The following is a 17,420-nucleotide window of genomic DNA, read 5'->3' on the forward strand; positions in this document are numbered from 1 at the left end:
TTTGTTCCTATTTTTTAATTAAACATGAATCGTTTTCAGTCTCTCCCATTGCACATCCTTATACTTGATGGATATGGGCTCTTCTTTCGGCTGTTCCGGCAGTGGTTTGCCTGAGTAGTAGTAGGCTCTTCCATGCAGGTACATATCGGCTATCTCGGCAGCCAATTCCTCTTCTTCCAGCTCAGGCTGAAATACCACGCAGATGACCGGACAGGCTCTCTCCTGCCCTTCCTTGCGCACCGCCTCCCTTATCGGCTTCTCTTTCTCCTTTCCGGAAGAAAGTGCTTTCTTCTTTTTCCGAAAGTAAAAGTGAAGCGTGACACAGGCGAGTATGGCAACCAGTATCAAATCCACTACGTTCATAAGAGTTGCCAGATAATGAGCCAAGTGACCAATGCCGTGATATAGGTGATGATGGCCTCTTTGGTGCGCTCGTGGTTGCTTATCAGCTTTTTAAGTACCGCTAGTCCGGCACATAGAAAGCCTACCCCTATCAGCATGGCGCCTATTTCACGGTATAAGGAGATCAGGCCGGATACATTTGTATCGGCTAACAATATGATAATAAGCATGGTGATATGATTTGTCGGTTAGTAGAGCAGTATCTTTATTCCTACGTTCCAGACAGTGTTCCACTTGTCAATGGATAGGGGATTCCAATGTTGTTGTATGCGGGCAAGCAATGCCGTTCGGGGCAGGATGAATACTTCCAGTTCCGTTTCCAGTTTCGGGCCGATGATGAAGTTGTATTCCTTATCGGGGTGGCGGACGTATTCTGTACCGATGAATCCTCCCAGGCCGATGCCCCAGTAAACGGATTTCAGGTTGCAGGCCAGGGTTCTGTAATAACCGCCGTCCACAAAAAAGTCCTTACCCTTGTCATGTATCGTTTCGGGAATCGTTTCTTCCGGGTTCAAGGTAGAGACTTGCGGTAGGTTGGCTGTATATTCGTAAGGTTTCTCAAAATAGCTAAACCCGGCTTTCCAATAGCTTGTCCGGTTGATGTATCTGGAAAAGGACAGGTTGTAATAGTTGCCTGCATTGCCGAACAGGTTAGTGCCGTAGTTCAATTCAAGTGCCGGGATGTTCTCATAATGGCGTTGCGCAAAAGCGCTTACGGTGCATAACAGCAGGCTAAGGCTGATAGCAGTCAGTCTGATGTGTTCCATGGGAATTACTCTTTAGGTTATTAATGTTATATATTTTTCTATTTGTCTCATACGGTGTTTCCAATTTACGCGGATTCCTGTCGGCAGAACCGAATCAAGGTGCTTATCGCGTTGTTTTCGCTCCAAACATATAGATTATATACGGGAGGACAAATTTTATGAAGGGCTTTTAAAGGGCCTTTCGTGTTTATTTAATGTGCATTAAAAAATACATGTGCCGTAAACCGGCAGGTGTGGAATAATTCTACAGAAAAAAGCCGGATAGGATTAGTTGTGTAAAACTGTCCTGCCCGGCTTATAGGGTTTGGTTTATATGCGCTTTCGGATGTTGCTCAATGCTTGTGGCGTGATGCCGATATAACTTGCTATGTCTTTTAAGGGTATTGAACGTAACAGCCATTTTTCATTGGCCAAAAGCGCTTTGTAACGCGCTTCGGCATCCAGTGTGTAAAACTCCTCTTCCCTTATTATTTTGCGGTTGATGGATCTTACCAAATGTATTCTGGCCAGCTTGTTGAAATTGATGGATAACTCATATAGCTGATGAAGATCTTTTTTGGGCAATCTCCAGATCTTGCATGGCTCCAATGCCTTGATATTGTAGTGGGCATGGTGTTCTTCATGTGAAAGGAAAAAATTGATGAACTCTTTGGCTTGGATAAACCGTGCTGAAATCTCTCTATTCTCTTTGTCCGGAAACCATAACCGGACGATGCCGGATTCCAGATAATAGAGGTAGCATACTTCCTCGCCCCTGGTGACGAGGTGTTCTCCCTTTTTGATATGGATAAGCTCGAAATGAGCATCAAGATACGCCTTTTCTTCGTCTGTCATCCGCACGTGAAGATGGGCGCCCATTACCATGAGCGTCTCATCTATCAGGGTGGCAATTGTTTGAACCATTGAATTTGTTTTATGTTTATATAAGGGTACGGAAACGTACCCTCTAACATGGACGTGGCGTTCCAACAACAAAGGCACGCCCCGTACCAGTTTCATACTGGTACAGGCATGCGCCTGTTGTTGTTAATTCCTTAACGATAGATGCCACTCTTTTGTTAGACAGACGGACGTATGTAAAAAGCGGGCTGCCAATTTTCTGACAATCCGCTGCAAAGATACTATTTTATGGTTTTTGTTCCAACTTTTAGGGATTTAAGTTGACGGCAAGGTCTTCTGGACGAATGCCTACTACCTTTATATAGATATCCCGGTAGATGTTCTCCTTAATCTCCTTGTCCTCTTCAGAATAAAGCCATGCGGTAAATTCATGATAATATTCGCCGGTTCCCAATTTAAAGAAATCCTTATATTGATAATGTCTGCTCACGGGAATGCCTTTCTTGTTTAACAAGAAGCATGATTTAAGCGCATCGTGATATTGCGAGGTCAGTATCGCCTTTATCTTTTCGTCGAAATATTCCAATGTTTCCTGGTCAAAGAAAAACTGTACGGTGTAGGGCCACTTCTCCCCTTTTCCTTTGATGTACTGGTATTGGAATTTGGTTCTCTCCAGCTTTTTGTTGATACCGTTTAAGATGCTGGTCACCTTCTTCTTCCGGTCATGGTTGTCCTTTACCGTTACATCAAATTCCTTGGCAAGTTGGTCAACCGTAACGGTGAAATAAGGTGCTTGTCCTTGGTCAATCTTATACTTGATCAGGTAAATCATTTTCGCCAGGTTCAGATAAAACTTGCGGTAGCCTTTGCGGTTGGGCAGGTTACGGTAGTCTTTCAGTTCCAGCAGATTGTATTCGGTAAGCAAAGTATTCATCAGATCTTTGCTCAGATGCACGTTGTAATTCCGCTTGGTGCGCTTTTTCGTGCCGAAGTTATCCTTTATCTCAAAGCGGTCCAGTATTTGAATGAACTTATATTGCGTCTTGCCGTTCATGGCGTATGCTACACTGAGGTTGGATGTCCCTAAACGGTATAACGCCGCTTCAAAGGTGTTCTCTATCGGATGCTCTATCTTTTGGCCGTTCTGTTCGGTGATATATACCGGACGTTGGTTGCTGAACAGGAAATCAAGCTGCTTCTCGGTCAGTTTTCGTTGCAACTTGGTTCGTTCATACCCCATGACCTCACAAAAATCGTTGATGGAGAACCAGCAGTCGCCGAACAGATCTTTCATTTGTGAAGATGCCACGTAAATGATAATGTCAGACATGACAGTGCCGCCTGCATCAAATAGAACTTCCAATACTTTCGTGTTGGAAGACTCGCTGAGAGTCCTGGGGACTCTGCTCAACTCTTTTTGTGTATTACTTTCCTTCATAGGCGGACACTTGTTGTTTACTGATGCAAAGATACGTTTTTTTACGGAGATAGTGAATCTAACTCCCTATAAATGAAGATTCCAAAGCATTTTTTTCGTGCTGTTTCTTGATTTAGTTGTGTAAAAGTGTCCCGACTACGGCTGTTTCCGATCCCCCAGTTGTGTAAAAGTGTCCCGAATGGCCGGTTTAGTTGTGCAGAAGTGTCCCGGATTCCTGATTTAGTTGTGTAAAAGTGTCCCGAATGCAGATTCTAGTTGTGTAAAAGTATCCCGACTTTCCTGTTCAGTTGTGCAGAAGTGTCCCGAATAGTCGGTTAGTTGTGCAGAAGTGTCCCGGTTACGAGAAGATGCCAGTAAGTGCTAACTTGCAATAATATAGTTGATTATACGGAAAACCTCCCTTATTAGTTGTGTAAAAGTGTCCCACAAATACTTAAATCCCTAAAAACCTAAATAAAACGAAGAAATGATTTTGTTACCGTATTCTTACTTTCGGAAAAAATTTTGAGGTGGAAACAAGTAGAGGTTTGAATTCTTTAACATATTGTCCAGGATAATAGGCAAAGGGATTTTTCCGCAGTTGTGTAAAAGTGTCCCGGTTCAATGCCGGCCTTCACTAAAACGGTGTGCAAAAATAACGCCTGCCCGACGGATGCAGTCGAACAGGCGTATATATTTTTCCGAAAGTAGAATCAGATGCTCATATACTTCTTCAGTATCGCTTGAATCTCCTTGTTATGGCTGGTCAATATGTCTTCAAGAATGTTGTTTGCGATGTTGTGCATTCCTAATCCAGTGGCCATAGCAATCTGCTTCAGCTTTCTGTGGGTTTCGCTGGATATCCGGATTACTTCGGTGTTCTTTAATTTTCGCTCTTCCAGATATTCCGAGAATTTTTTTCCGCAGACTTTGCTTTCTTCTGTTTTTGGAGAAGACTGCACGGAAGGTTTGGATTCCGGCTTTTCCATTTGTTCCGGCTGAGGTTCTTGGACGGTTTCTTTGACTGGAGCCGATTCTTTCACCTCTTCATGGATGGGGTGCTCAATCGCAGGTTGGGGGATAGTGCTTTCCGCAACACTTCCGATCTGCTGGATTTCCTGCTCTTTCTTACTGGCGCTTTGCAGCAAGAGTTTTCTCATGGCGGCTGATGATGTCCTTTCTTTGTTGGTTGCCATAGCTTTATTCTCCTATATGGTTACAGATTAATTCCAATACCTCTTCACAGAAAGCATCACAGGGATGATGGTACGCTTTACTCAGCGTACTTAAATTGCGTTGATAGTCAACCCTTGAATCCTTGATGTAGTTTTGCATCAACTCGAAAGGCAAGGTTTTTTTATTTTTCAAAATTTCTTTGAACTCCAGCACATTCGGAAGAACACGGTTCATAACACCACGCACGGTAGTCTTTTTACCAATCTTTCGACGGCTTTCGATAATCCCTTCATAGATGTTATAGTAAAAGGTCAATGTAGGTCTTAAATCGGTCTGGTTCGGTTCGAAGGGAATGATGATCACGTCAACGAAGTGCAGCGTTTCAACTACACCGTTTTGTTTCAGGTTACCCGGAAAATCGACAAGTATAATGTCGTAATTGTCCTGAAGGAAATCCAGTTGGTTGATGAACTCTGAGGAAGAGATATTGATAACCTCATATTCTTCTTCCTTTTTCATGATTCCGTCCTCGGCTTCGTCCTCACGTAATTTTCCGATAGTGTTCTGCATGTCGTCGATATCCACCACGGCAATGGATAAGCCCCCCTCTTCGTTTGACTGCGAATGAATATAACCTGCAAACAAAGCTGTCAGCGTAGACTTCCCTACCCCGCCCTTGGGATTCTCAAAAGCTACGACTACTCCTGGTAATATTTGTCCCATAATGTACGTTTTTAAGTATGTGCGCAAATATATAAATAATAAATTAAATAATTGCATACTTTTATAATTAATTTATTATACACTTTTTTACTTAATTGTATAAGTAATTACATATATAAATATAAATATAAATATGTACATACTTAATCTTATAATTAAGTATGTATGTTCATACTTTGTAATAATATAATTAGTAATTATGTATTTTGTAACTAATGGCTTTCCGTTCGCCTGTTACAATGTGCGTAGTTACTTTGTAACAAAGTGAGCGGTTAATCTGGATTAAGAAATCAAGACTTTTGTCTGGTTTTGTTTCACAGCTGAGTATTATTGTATATCTTTGCTAATGCAAGGTATGTTTTTGTGGGTACAAAAAACCTTGCGACAGCCGAGCTGCCGACCAATGTTCGTTACACTCACATACTCTGTATATATGAAAGAGAATCGAGATATAAGTATAAAGATCCGCTTGACGGAAGCCGAGAAAGAACAGCTTCTTCAACGTTCAAAGGAAGAGGGAAAATCCCTTTCTTCCTTTATCAGAGAGTCTGCCTTGAAAGGCAGAAGCATATCGAAAACCGATGTGCAAATGATATATGAACTTCGTAAAATAGGAGCCAATATCAACCAGCTTGCCAAACATATCAATACGCTTCCGTCCGATGAAAATATATTGTATTCATTGGATCGGATTAACCAATACCTTTCGGATGTAGAAACCATTAACCGGAAATTGTTATGATAGCCGAGATACAACCTTCTTTCTCATCCCACCTGTCCATGAGCCGGAAAATTGAATACCAGCTTTCCAAGGTCAAGGAAGGAAACGGAAAAGTGCTTTACACCTCCACTGGTGACGAACTGGCCGCCATGCCAGCCTACATGAAACTTATCTCCCAGTTGAATGACCGGGTGAAACTACCTTATGCGGAATTTATTCTGAGCCTCTATCCGGGAGAAAGCCTTTCCGATGAACAGTGGCTTTCTCTTGCCGGGGAATATATCGAGAGGATGGGGTACGGAAAGTCCTGTTATGCCGTTGTCCTAAATACCGACAAGGCACACAGCCATGTGCATGTGCTGCTGACCACAATTGATGAAGAAGGCAAAAGCATTCCTTCCGGAAATAATTACAGCCGTTCCGAAAAGATCTCAAGGGAACTGGAGCAGAAGTACGGTCTGTTGCCTTTGGAAAGGGAAGGAGGCAAGAGAACCACGTTGGGAGAGGCACAATACCGTAACTATTATTTCGATGCGGCCTTGAAGAAAGCCATGCGTAGTTATAATTACAAGGATAAGGTATCGGCTGTCCTGGAACAATCCGATACATACCGGTCTTTGAATAAACCCTTGCAAGAAATAAAATTGGCCAATGAAGAATGGCGTGTCCTATTGGGGGATGAAAGCTATGACAACCTTTTCGCATTGCTGGAAAAAGGAGGTTTTTTCAACCCCTTGTTCAAGGATGAACTGTTACAACAGCTTGACCGCATCTACTCTTTTTCCGAAAGTACATCCGATTTCCGAAGGAACCTGGAACAAGAAGGATTGTATATGCGTCTGGTCACCAAGAAGGACAAATCCTATTATGTCTATGGCATCAAGGATTCAGGCTTTTACCTGAAGGACGTTTCACTTCCTCAGAAATATCGTTTTGGTAATATTCGTTTTGATGGCCGGGGCATGAGCGCCGATGAACAGAAGCATTATCTCTATGACCATGTGTTTAAGGCATTGAACGCTTCTTTAGGCTATGAGGATTTTAAGAAAAGGTTGGCGGAAGAATCGATCCGTGTGACGGAACATGTAAACAGCAAAGGCGCATACGGGATTTCCTTTTATATGGAAAACGTGGAAAATGCTCATGTCTTTAAAGGTGCGGATCTTTCCCGTAAGCTCACTTATCAGAATATCCAGAAGCATTTCGATGGTGTGGCTGTCGGTCTCTCGCCACATATCGATAGGGTAGGGGAGTTCCGTGAGCGGGTGGATCGTGAGGCTTTCTATATGCAGGGTGGGGGAGTTATGGCCATTCCGGAACTTGACATTACCGGCAGCGGGAAGAAGTCGCAAGAGGATGATCTCATACCGTCCAAAAAGAAACGGAAACGCAAGAGTGGTCCCGATTTCTCATTATGATGAATACTAACTTAATATATTTGCTTTATGAATTATCAGACCGTTTTACAGAATTATCATCCCACTGAACAGGGGGATTTCATGTTGAGATATGAGATAGGTGGCCGGGGATATGTCGTTTACTCACCGGAGAAGGATGCGTTGTCTTGTATTGAATTACATGGCTTTTCCGAGCTTACTCCTTGGCAATTGGCTTTTGTTCTTTCCTTGGATATGCAGCAGATGAAAGAACAGGACGAGCTTTCTCTCTTCGTATGTTGTAAGCGAGAAAAGCTCTTGTCTTATCTTTTCGATGTGGAGGAAAGCGAAACCGTCTTGAAGACAAAGCACGTGTCCGGTTGGCAGGGCTATCTGATGATGGATATCCATAAGCCGGACAGGGTACGGAACGTGTTCCAGTTCCATCCGGAAACGAAAGAAGCCCGTTTGGTCTTTGATAACCGTTTATGTGTCGCTTCCCTTCGTGAGAAAGAAAAAGGAAAGCTCATCCATCTCTGTTGGAGTCCTTCTGTCTTTGCTGCCATCGATAAGGGAGGAGAGCGTACCGCACCGGCTTATCTGTTGGCTTCTGATGCTGCCTTGTTGCATGGGTATGCCATGAAACAGATTGCGGAATGCTTTGCCGGTACACCGGTTGAAGAACGGGTTATCGGTATTCATGTAGGGGATAATGTCTATGAGGCCTTGTCTTTTGTGTGCTATTACGTCCGTAACGTGCAGGATGAATATTTGGTTATTCCTGAGCGGAAAGATGGGATGGTGATTCTTGAAACCCCGAAATGGAATCCGATACGCCAGGCTAACTTCGTGGCTTCACTGAACAAGATGGCGGTTGACCAGGCGAAGAAACGCTATCCGGAAATGGAGGTTCCGAATGAACGGCCATTCACGTGCCTCTCTTTTGCCCGGAAGTCTTTCGTCTATTTCCCGGATCTGAAGGTGTATCAGGAGGTGTTCTTGAAGATGTATTTGGGGTTGGTGAGGTTACAGGAGGTGCATTTGCTGGGGTAAGGAACAATTGCAGTGCTGCTTATAAAATAGTGGCACTACTATTGTTAGAGTACTTCTATCATTCCTTTGGTTACGGCATCGGCCAGTAGTCTTTTTACAATCCTGCCACTGGGAGGATTGGTTATCCCAAGCGTTATCTCAACCCTGTTTGATAGAGGATGATAGTGCAGGTATTGGAGGATTTCATCTTCAATAGTCATGTTATAATTCTTTTATCGGGACAATTTTGCCTGATATTTATGCTTTTGTTTATTGTTCTGTCCCGATAGAGATTATTTTGGATGGACAAAGAAACGCTATCCAGAAATGGAGGTTCCGAATGAACGGCCATTCATGTGCCTTTCTTTTGCTGGAAGTCTTTCGTCTATTTCCCGAGTCTGAAGGTGTATCTGGAGATGTTTTTGAAGATGTATTGGGAATTGGTGAGGTTACAAGAGGCGCATTTGTTGGAATAAGGAAAAGGGTGCATCTAATGCCCAATTTGAAAGGATCACCTGCTACAGATAACTGTAACAGGGATATTATCCTTAAAAAAGTGAGTTAGATACACCATTTTAAAGTGCTTCTGTTATTTCTTTGTTTACGGTGTTGGGGAATAATCTTTTTATTACTCAGTTATAGGGAAAATAGGTCTGATATTTATGTTTGGATTATATACTTTGAGGATAAGTGAAGAAAGATATCTGAAGGTGGATTCTTTTATTTAGAGTTCCTTTTAGAATAAGATTTCGCCAAACAGAAATATATTTAGAATTGTTTCTCATAAACCTCAATGCTGCAACATTGAAGTCCAATCTGTAAGCTTGATATCTTATACATTTATTCTTATTTCCAACTTTTCATATAGCACAACTGCCTTTATCAGAGGCAGATTCTCCTTGCAGAACCATGGAAAATCGATACATCTGAAATCGACATGGCTCTCCTCCAGCAGATTGAGAAAACGGATGTCGTCTATCATCCCTTTTAAGGAAACGAACAGGAGAGGTATCTTTTTTCTTTGGCAAAAAAATAGCGCCTTCTGTAGTTCCGCATATGCGATGGCTTGTTCATCCTTGCTAGTGGAATCATTTCTCTTGTCAAAAAAAGACAACTGGACTTTTAATGAATTATGTTGTTGGAGGTATTCCGCCAGCTGTTGCTGTGCTTCAGGAGAGCTGGCATCTCCATACAGTATTATATCACTATATTGCTTCATATCGGGTATTTGTTCCGGTTGTACGCTCCTTTTTTCCAAAGGCACCCCTGCATATTCTTTCAATAGATGCTGCTTCGTGATCTTTCGGGGTTTCTCAACGGAGTAGAATGCATATCTGAATATAAACTGAGTCCCTTTCTTCTGTACGGATTCCTGTTCCAGGAAAAAAGAATTCAGGCGTATCTTGTTTTCTTGAAGGATATGTTTGGGAATATCTTCCTGATAGATATCGGTCATGTATTGAAGGATGGTCTTTTTCATTAGAAAAATCAATGAAAAGGTTCATTACCAGTATTTATAATAAGTTTTTCCAACCCATTAATTTTTGCGTAATGCTGTTTCTGCGGTTTAGAATCTGAAAACGAAGCTACTTTCGCAAGATCCTGTGTCCGGTATATATACTTACTTACATATGGATAGTGATATTTTATCATTTTACCGGCAAATACATTCCGAATGTTTTCCACATTGAGTACAATCTTGATCTTGTTGATAATAATCAATGCTATAGATTATCATTTCTTTTTCAATATGGATATCAGGTTGCCTAATTGAGGTTCGATAACTTTCTTGTAAACCAACTTCATTCTTTTGTCAGAGGTTTTAACGAAGGATTTTACCATTTATAGTCAAATTGTTCAATGTCTTCTTCTGCAAGTAGATTTCCGGACTGCACCTCGATGAACGTCAATTCAGAGATAGCCCTGACTGCATGTTTAACACCTTTCTTGATTGTAATCGTATCGCCTCTGCTGATAACCGACCTGATATCATCGAGTACCAGTTCTCCCTCGCCGTCGATAAACGTCCAGACTTCATCGCGATGGCGGTGTACCTGATAGCTGATACTCTTACCGGATTTGATTTTCAGTTGCTTGGTAAGTGATTTGTAACCGTCGGAAAACTCGGCGGTATCGACAACTTTGTATTCACCCCAGCGACGTTCTTCGAACATTGGCCGATGTTGTAGGCAGTCAGCGTAAGTTTTGATGTTCTCGCTTTTATCTTTGTCCGAAATTAGGATTCCATCATTTGATGCTGCGATAACTAGATTCCGTGTGCCAATGCACATGATTGGCAGTCCAAGTTCGTTGATGACGTGGGTATTTTCGGATTCTTCATCCATGACAACATTGCCCATGGTGTGTTCCGATAGTTCATCAGTCAACGTATTCCATGTACCAAGGTCTTTCCACTCTCCGGCAAAAGGTACGACGGCTACCGACTGCGCTTTTTCAGCGACTTCGTAGTCAAAACTGATTTTCGGAAATTCCCCATAGCGAGAACGAATTTCTGAAAAAGTGTCGGTTTTGATGTGTCGGGTTACAATATCTGTCATATACCCCAACCGAAAAGCGAATACGCCTCCGTTCCAGAAAGCACCCTCTGAAATAAGTTTCTCGGCAGTTATCATATCTGGCTTTTCCGTAAAGCGTGATACTTGAAATATTCCTTTGTTCTGTACATCATTGACTGGCACTACATATCCGTATTTTGCTGACGGATATGTGGGGTTAATTCCCATCAATACTAGTTCGGCTACATTGTTTTTCACTGCATCCGCTATCCTGCGAATCGTTTCAAAATAACCTGTTTCGGTATAAGGGTCGCAAGGCATGACGATTATAATCTCATCGGTGGAACATTTTCGTTTGTAGGCCAAATACGAGCTTGCGAGAGCGATAGCCGGGAATGTATCGCGACGCTCCGGTTCCGTAACTACAGGAATCTCTTCTCCAAGCTGGTTGATGATGATATCCCGTTGTGACTGGCTTGTTGCCACAGTAATCGAATCACAGATGCCGGTTTCTCGTAATTGCCGTACCACCCGCTGCACCATCGACTCTTTCGAGCCATCGGGCGCAGTCAACAGTTTGATAAATTGTTTTGACCGTGTATTATTGGAAAGCGGCCATAGGCGTTTACCAGAACCGCCGGATAACAGTATGATTTGCATAGATGTTATTTAATTCGATTTTTAATTTGCCGATAGTATTCTTCAAGCATCAATTTCCAAAATTTATTGCGTTCGTAACGTGATGTAATCATTGCCCTTGCATTCTTTGCCATTCTTTTTACCTCATTAGGATTATCCAAAAAATATTTCATGGCTTTATACAATGCGTGTTCGTCTTGTGGTGGAACAATTATTCCATTTTTGTTTTGAACAATTATTTCATTACAACCATTGATATCTGTAACGATTTGTGGTAATTCCAAGGCCCCAGCTTGCATGACAACATTAGGGAAACCTTCACGATAGGAGGGAAAAACAAAAGCCTCACACCCCATTAGATAGGGACGAACATCTTGTTGAAAGCCGACAAACTCAATGTGAGAATTTGTGCTAATCTCTTGTTTTACCCAATCATCAACCGGATAAAGGTTTTCTTCCATAAAGCCGATTAAACGTAATCCTATGTTAGGATAATCTTTCTGTAATCGAATAAAAGAAGCTACTAATTCATTGATTCCTTTCTCATAAAATATACGACCTACAAAACCAAACGTGAAATCGAAAGTTGAAATCTTAATATCTTGTGTAGCATTTCGCGAATAGAATGCCGTATCAATTCCATTTGAACCACCATTACCGATAACAAGCATTTTTTTAGGATTGCCGATCCCCATTGAACAAATAATATCACACATCTTTTGTGAATTGGGATATACATTTGTGGCACAAGCGTAAGTTAACCGTTCCGTAAAACGAAGAATTTGTTTTTTTATGCCCGTAGCCGTCGTCAATGGGAAGCCTGTTACCGTGTGCATACGGATCGGCACACGTGCTATCCATGCTGCTAACATACCCAAAAGACCAGCTTTGGGGGTGTGCGAGTGAACAATAGTCGGCTTCTCTTTGATAAAAAGTTTTACCAATTGGAAAAGAGTTATTAAATCGAAAATCGGATTTATGGCTCTTGACATTTTTACCGGAATACAACGTGCCTGTTGCTTCTGTAATTCCTCCCAACCTTCTCCTTTAGGGGCAACGGCAATGACATCGAAATATGCGGAAAAATAATTCAATTGACCTTGAAGTTGCCGGACTTGAAAATAAGCTGAATTTGTTATTTTGAATAATTTCTTTTTTTTCATTGAAAAGATTTTATTTTTTTTGCAGGAACTCCCCCATAAATAGAGAATGAGTCAACACTTTTATTAACCAAACTATTTGCGCCTATTATACATCTTGTATCAATGTGAACTCCACATAAAATCCTCACTCCACAACCAATCCATACATCATCATGGATAACTACCGTTTTTTTTAGGATTTCATTATATTTAATAGGTAAATTAAAATCAGAATAAGTGTGAGTACTTGTTAGTATTGAACTTGAATGGGCAATAGACACATTATTTCCGATCATCAATCCTCCGCTACATTCAAAATAACACATCGGATGAATACTGATATTATCTCCCAGTTCTAGTTTCTCTATGTTAGATATATATACATTTTCTTTAATTACAACATTATCACCGCATTTTTTTGCTAGATTTTTCACCAATATGTATCTAATCACAATACCAACTTTTCCTCCAATACCTCTTAAACTTACAAATAAAAAATTATTAAGTTTCCTAGGAAGATATGAATCTACTATAACGAATACCTTAATTAATGGTTTAATCCGTTTAAATAAAGTTCTACCGCTTAGATCCGACATGTCTAATATCTATATAATTGTTTTTTTTATCTTTCATATGAAACAAATAGCCAATAGGCATAAAAATAATATAACTAGAAATTCCTATTTGTTTTATTTTATTTTTCATTTTCAATTTAGAGCAAGGAGCAAAACGCCAGTAATTTATATGAGCTTTTATTTTTTTTAAATATGGAATATCTAGTGATGCCATTTCTGAATAAATTCTCATGGCATAATTAGGTGAATTCATTCTGTTTTTGATTGATGAAACAGATAAACCGTCTGATAAATACTCTGCGATGTATATTTTTTCATTAAAAAATAACATAAGGTAATTTTTTCCAATACGGTTTAGAACCAAACTTTCTGCACAAAATTTTTCTCCGGGTATATCGTCAAATAAATAATTTCTCAGGACTGATGTTTTAAAAACAAACGCAACATCCCCTTTTATATTTTTTATAATCCAATAGTTAATCCAAGAATCTTTTAAAATTTTCCATGTAACCTCTTTCCCTATACGAGAACCATCTGGAAAGCATTTCATACCACAAACTCCAGCAAATTTATCATTATTCTTTATATATTGATAATGAAAAACTATTCGTTCTATAGAGTCTTTTGTTAAATAGTCATCACTATCTACAATATAAAATAATTCTCCTTTTGCATGTAATACGCCATTGTTGATTGCTCTATGTTTTCCACCATTCTCTTGTTTGATGAAACGAATTAATATACGATCTTCATTTTGATAAGATTTTATAATTTCATCAATATCATCAGTGCTCCCATCGTCAACAATAATCCATTCAAAATTTTTATAGGTTTGAGACAACAAACTCTGATATAGATTTCCAATTAAATTCTTCCTATTATATACCGGTGTAAATACAGTAACTAAATCTTTCATAAAAATCTTTTTCTATTGTTTTGTATTTTATTTTATCCACATTACATAAGTGAACATATAATAACATAGAATAATCCATTTTATTCGTTCTCCCTGGTTATTTATTAAGTTATCTTTTAGCAAGGGATATATCAATACTATAGGATAAAGAAACCAAGATAGATAAGCAAATCTGTTATTATACGGTACATGAATGGTCAATAGCCAGAACGCATTACTTGCTATATAAGTATTAAATAAACGGATAAACAATTTGTCTTCGTAGCAATATGTATAGATATATTTCACTCCTGCGATAATGGGTATCAAACTATAAATAATGAAGTCCCAGCGAAATCCAATATTAGAGAACATTTGCTCCATGCCTTTATAAGACATATTCAAATATTCAGACATCCTTTTATCCTGTTCAAACCAAGGAATGTTTGTCAACAAAGTGGAGAAAGAATCACGTGCAACAAGCATAAGCAGGAAAAACGTTCCCCATAAGTATAAGTAGTGTTTGGGATTATTTGAAAGTCGGGTCAGCAAGAAACAGCCAATTGGCAACATGACGGATTGATGGAAAAGACATGCTATAATCCAAACAGGAATTCGTTTAATATCGTTGTTTGGAACAAGAAAAGAGAAGATAACTAACGATGTAGCTATTCCGTTACGCAGTCCATTTACTCCGTATCCCCAAAAACTCAAAGAACAAACGAACAACACTAGTGCTACAGCATATTGTTGTTTGAATCGTTTCTTTAAAGCAAAGAAAACAGGCAATATATATAATGAGCAAAGAACAAACCAATACCCTTTTAAATTGACGAGTTGTGAAAGCCAATAGGTAAGATACTCAAAACCAATATCTCTATCTCTTATAGCAACCGTACCATAGAAGGCTTTCTTTTGGAAAGCCATGGCATAAGCTGAAGTATCTCCAAAGTAGTGATAATCGGTCGGTCGGAAAGTTACATGAACATATACAATCAAGAGTAAAGCAAGGCTAAATATCTGGTTGTTGATATAAGGCTGTCTTACTGTTTCTGCCCTGACCGGTTGAATAGCGATGTAAACAACTAATAGCAGCAACAAGTTGTAATATAAGGCTATATATAGACTAATACTCATAAAATGACATCACAAATTTGGTCCACATAATGTTCCCACGTAATTTTAGCTTCTATGCGCCGACGTGCATTACGACCTTCATTTATAGCAAGAGATTTATCGTCGATTAACTTAATGAGTAAATTCTCCAATTCTTCGTGGGCGTCCTGATGTATCAACCAACCGCCATTATTCTCCTCGACAGCATCGGGAATGCCACCTGTACGAGTACCTATAACGGCGGTTCCACAAGCTTGCGCTTCGGCAAAAACAAGCCCGTATCCTTCTACATTCCTATTATCCGCTTCTTCACGTGTACAGAGAATGAATATATGCGAGGCTGAATAGAAATCGCAAAGTTTATTATCATCAATGAAACCTTCAAATGATACAATATCTGACAATCCTAAATCGGTAACCATCCGCTCAAGTGCACTCTTATATTTTCCTTTACCTCCGAGATGCAATCGCACTTGTTGCTTATACTTTGCCGGTAAAGAAGCTATCGTCCGGATAATAAAATCATGTCCTTTAAATTTTTCCAATCGAGAAATAGAACAGAGGTGTAGCAAGCCATCCTTATATTTTTCACAAGTAGGGCGAAAATGAATTGCATCAACCGCTAACGGAATAGCGATTGTTTTAGCATTTGGAGAACAATGTTTTACTAATGTCTCTGTATAATGACTGTTAGCAATCACGCAAGAGGCGTTTCTTAGTATAAAACGTCGATAAGTAGGCCAAATACAGCGTCGGAAAAAACTCTTTCCGGCAAGATATTCGGCTCCATGTGCCAATATATAGGTTTCTCTGTTTGACAATAGAGACAGCATTCCCTCTGGATGATAATTCCCGGTAATTACAATATCACCGGGAACAGTTTTTTTGCGTAAATACTTCAATGTACGCAACTCCAATATTCCTCTTCTTCCATGCAATCTCACCACATTATTATCCTCCTCTGCATCGGTAGAAGTACTTTGGGGACAAATGACTGTAACATTCAGTCCTTTTTTCTCTAAATATTTTTTCAGTTCAAAACAAAGCCTTGCAATACCACCATTACTTGGTGGATAATCATAGGTTACAATAAAAATGTGTTTGTTAGATGTTTGCATAATGAGTATATTTAGGAGTTAGTTTTCCTTTTTTATAACCTTCTTTATAAGTTTTTGCAAAAAGTCTAAACAGTCCGGGATTGCGGTAAGTAAAAGCGTATGATGCAACAAGACGCAACAAATAGATGTAAGCAGTCGGCCTATGATACCATTTGAGATGACGGCTAATCAATAAAGCCCGGTTATGTACTAATGAAGCAATATAGCGATTGATATCCAGAACCCTGCAACCGCCTGTATCAGCAGCCAAGTGCCATACATGAGCATCATAATTAAAAAAAACTTTGTATCCAAGTTCCTTTACTCGTAAACATATTTCGGTTTCTTCATATAGAGCAGCTCCATAATTCAAATATTCATCAACACCACCAACTTCTAAAAATATGTCTTTTTTTATGCTATAATTTCCACCTCCGCCATGATCTACATATTCTTTATGATTAATGTGGAATCCCCGTTCTGGAGTTGCCGTATAGAAATGGAACTTGCCTACATTTTTCGATTTGGGATTATTCTTATATTTTTCTGTAATTCCCCCTGCCACTACTGCGATATCAGGTTGTGACAAGAACTTGTAATGCTCTTTGAGCAGGTTGCAGTCACACTCGATATCATCATCTAGAAATAGGATGTAGGCGTATTGTGTGTGTTGCACACCGAAATTACGAGCTTCAGGTAGCCCTCTAAATTCAGTCACATGATAGTACTTAATCAATGTATCACTATCTTTTGCACGACTATACATAGTACTGTCAATGGCTGCCGATTGGTCTACAATAATTATTTCATACGGCTCCCCAAAATCTTGCTCTATTAAGCAATCAACTGTACTTGCCAGATAATCAGCCCGATTAAGTGTGGGCAAAATAATGCTTATCCCTTTTTGCATAAGGCGTTTATGAATAATATGAATCAAGAGTTAAGCCTTAATTCCGCAACACTATTATAAAATATTTTTTTTAAGT

19 protein-coding genes are annotated in these 17,420 nt (G+C 39.8%); 3 read left to right on the top strand and 16 right to left on the bottom strand.

Features of this window, described 5'->3' with window-relative positions:
- Positions 1 to 18: 18 nt before the first annotated feature.
- The 7 genes from DWX33_RS20415 to DWX33_RS20445 all read right to left on the bottom strand — a co-directional run bounded on the left by DWX33_RS20415 (position 19) and on the right by DWX33_RS20445 (position 5,325).
- Positions 19 to 363, bottom strand: coding sequence for a hypothetical protein (locus DWX33_RS20415; protein WP_005868881.1), 345 nt, complete (start codon positions 361 to 363; stop codon positions 19 to 21).
- Positions 360 to 572 carry a hypothetical protein gene (locus DWX33_RS20420; RefSeq protein WP_005868879.1) on the bottom strand — a complete coding sequence of 71 codons (213 nt, stop codon included), beginning with the start codon at positions 570 to 572 and terminating at the stop codon, positions 360 to 362. The genes DWX33_RS20415 and DWX33_RS20420 overlap by 4 nt, the downstream gene beginning before the upstream one ends.
- Before the next feature lie 18 nt (positions 573 to 590).
- Positions 591 to 1,169 (bottom strand): conjugal transfer protein TraO, encoded by a 579-nt coding sequence (locus DWX33_RS20425; RefSeq protein WP_005868877.1) that lies wholly within the window; start codon positions 1,167 to 1,169, stop codon positions 591 to 593.
- Between the two features lie 309 nt (positions 1,170 to 1,478).
- A complete protein-coding gene (locus tag DWX33_RS20430; protein WP_005868875.1) occupies positions 1,479 to 2,072 on the bottom strand; it encodes a Crp/Fnr family transcriptional regulator in 594 nt (197 codons plus the stop codon).
- Between the two features lie 244 nt (positions 2,073 to 2,316).
- The gene (locus tag DWX33_RS20435; protein ID WP_005868874.1) at positions 2,317 to 3,447 is read right to left on the bottom strand and encodes a hypothetical protein; all 1,131 of its coding nucleotides are present in this window, start codon (positions 3,445 to 3,447) and stop codon (positions 2,317 to 2,319) included.
- 692 nt (positions 3,448 to 4,139) lie between these two features.
- Positions 4,140 to 4,622: a DUF3408 domain-containing protein gene (locus DWX33_RS20440; RefSeq protein WP_005868873.1), complete on the bottom strand. Its 483-nt coding sequence runs from the start codon at positions 4,620 to 4,622 to the stop codon at positions 4,140 to 4,142.
- A gap of 4 nt (positions 4,623 to 4,626) precedes the next feature.
- Positions 4,627 to 5,325 (bottom strand): ParA family protein, encoded by a 699-nt coding sequence (locus DWX33_RS20445; protein WP_005868872.1) that lies wholly within the window; start codon positions 5,323 to 5,325, stop codon positions 4,627 to 4,629.
- 403 nt (positions 5,326 to 5,728) lie between these two features.
- On the opposite strand from DWX33_RS20445, the gene mobC reads away from it, so the two are divergent.
- Genes mobC through DWX33_RS20460 form a run of 3 tightly spaced genes read left to right on the top strand, consistent with a single transcriptional unit; the run spans position 5,729 to position 8,475 of the window.
- Entirely contained in the window at positions 5,729 to 6,067 is a 339-nt protein-coding gene (gene mobC, locus DWX33_RS20450) for a plasmid mobilization relaxosome protein MobC (protein ID WP_008770294.1), read from the top strand.
- Positions 6,064 to 7,464: a relaxase/mobilization nuclease domain-containing protein gene (locus DWX33_RS20455; protein ID WP_005868870.1), complete on the top strand. Its 1,401-nt coding sequence runs from the start codon at positions 6,064 to 6,066 to the stop codon at positions 7,462 to 7,464. Before mobC ends, DWX33_RS20455 begins: the two co-directional genes overlap by 4 nt.
- A 27-nt stretch (positions 7,465 to 7,491) precedes the next feature.
- Positions 7,492 to 8,475, top strand: coding sequence for a hypothetical protein (locus DWX33_RS20460; protein WP_005868869.1), 984 nt, complete (start codon positions 7,492 to 7,494; stop codon positions 8,473 to 8,475).
- 44 nt (positions 8,476 to 8,519) lie between these two features.
- Here DWX33_RS20460 and DWX33_RS22655 read toward each other — a convergent pair whose 3' ends face one another.
- The 9 genes from DWX33_RS22655 to DWX33_RS20510 all read right to left on the bottom strand — a co-directional run bounded on the left by DWX33_RS22655 (position 8,520) and on the right by DWX33_RS20510 (position 17,344).
- On the bottom strand, positions 8,520 to 8,675 hold the full coding sequence (locus tag DWX33_RS22655; protein ID WP_005868867.1) for a hypothetical protein: 156 nt from the start codon (positions 8,673 to 8,675) through the stop codon (positions 8,520 to 8,522).
- A gap of 611 nt (positions 8,676 to 9,286) precedes the next feature.
- Positions 9,287 to 9,934, bottom strand: coding sequence for a hypothetical protein (locus DWX33_RS20470; protein WP_005868866.1), 648 nt, complete (start codon positions 9,932 to 9,934; stop codon positions 9,287 to 9,289).
- A gap of 355 nt (positions 9,935 to 10,289) precedes the next feature.
- The gene (locus DWX33_RS20480) at positions 10,290 to 11,630 is read right to left on the bottom strand and encodes a sugar phosphate nucleotidyltransferase (RefSeq protein WP_005868865.1); all 1,341 of its coding nucleotides are present in this window, start codon (positions 11,628 to 11,630) and stop codon (positions 10,290 to 10,292) included.
- A 5-nt stretch (positions 11,631 to 11,635) separates the two neighbouring features.
- Positions 11,636 to 12,772 carry a glycosyltransferase family 4 protein gene (locus DWX33_RS20485; RefSeq protein WP_005868864.1) on the bottom strand — a complete coding sequence of 379 codons (1,137 nt, stop codon included), beginning with the start codon at positions 12,770 to 12,772 and terminating at the stop codon, positions 11,636 to 11,638.
- Complete coding sequence (locus DWX33_RS20490) at positions 12,769 to 13,347, bottom strand: acyltransferase (RefSeq protein WP_005868863.1); 579 nt, start codon at positions 13,345 to 13,347, stop codon at positions 12,769 to 12,771. Before DWX33_RS20490 ends, DWX33_RS20485 begins: the two co-directional genes overlap by 4 nt.
- Positions 13,328 to 14,242, bottom strand: a complete 915-nt coding sequence (locus DWX33_RS20495; protein WP_005868862.1) for a glycosyltransferase family 2 protein — start codon at positions 14,240 to 14,242, stop codon at positions 13,328 to 13,330. The genes DWX33_RS20490 and DWX33_RS20495 overlap by 20 nt, the downstream gene beginning before the upstream one ends.
- Positions 14,243 to 14,269: 27 nt before the next feature.
- Positions 14,270 to 15,358, bottom strand: a complete 1,089-nt coding sequence (locus tag DWX33_RS20500; protein ID WP_005868861.1) for an EpsG family protein — start codon at positions 15,356 to 15,358, stop codon at positions 14,270 to 14,272.
- Positions 15,355 to 16,455, bottom strand: coding sequence for a glycosyltransferase family 4 protein (locus tag DWX33_RS20505; RefSeq protein ID WP_005868860.1), 1,101 nt, complete (start codon positions 16,453 to 16,455; stop codon positions 15,355 to 15,357). Before DWX33_RS20505 ends, DWX33_RS20500 begins: the two co-directional genes overlap by 4 nt.
- Positions 16,442 to 17,344, bottom strand: a complete 903-nt coding sequence (locus tag DWX33_RS20510; protein ID WP_005868858.1) for a glycosyltransferase family 2 protein — start codon at positions 17,342 to 17,344, stop codon at positions 16,442 to 16,444. The genes DWX33_RS20505 and DWX33_RS20510 overlap by 14 nt, the downstream gene beginning before the upstream one ends.
- Positions 17,345 to 17,420: the final 76 nt, after the last annotated feature.

Origin of the sequence: Parabacteroides sp. AF19-14 (genome assembly GCF_003635485.1) — a bacterium.
GTDB lineage: Bacteria > Bacteroidota > Bacteroidia > Bacteroidales > Tannerellaceae > Parabacteroides > Parabacteroides distasonis.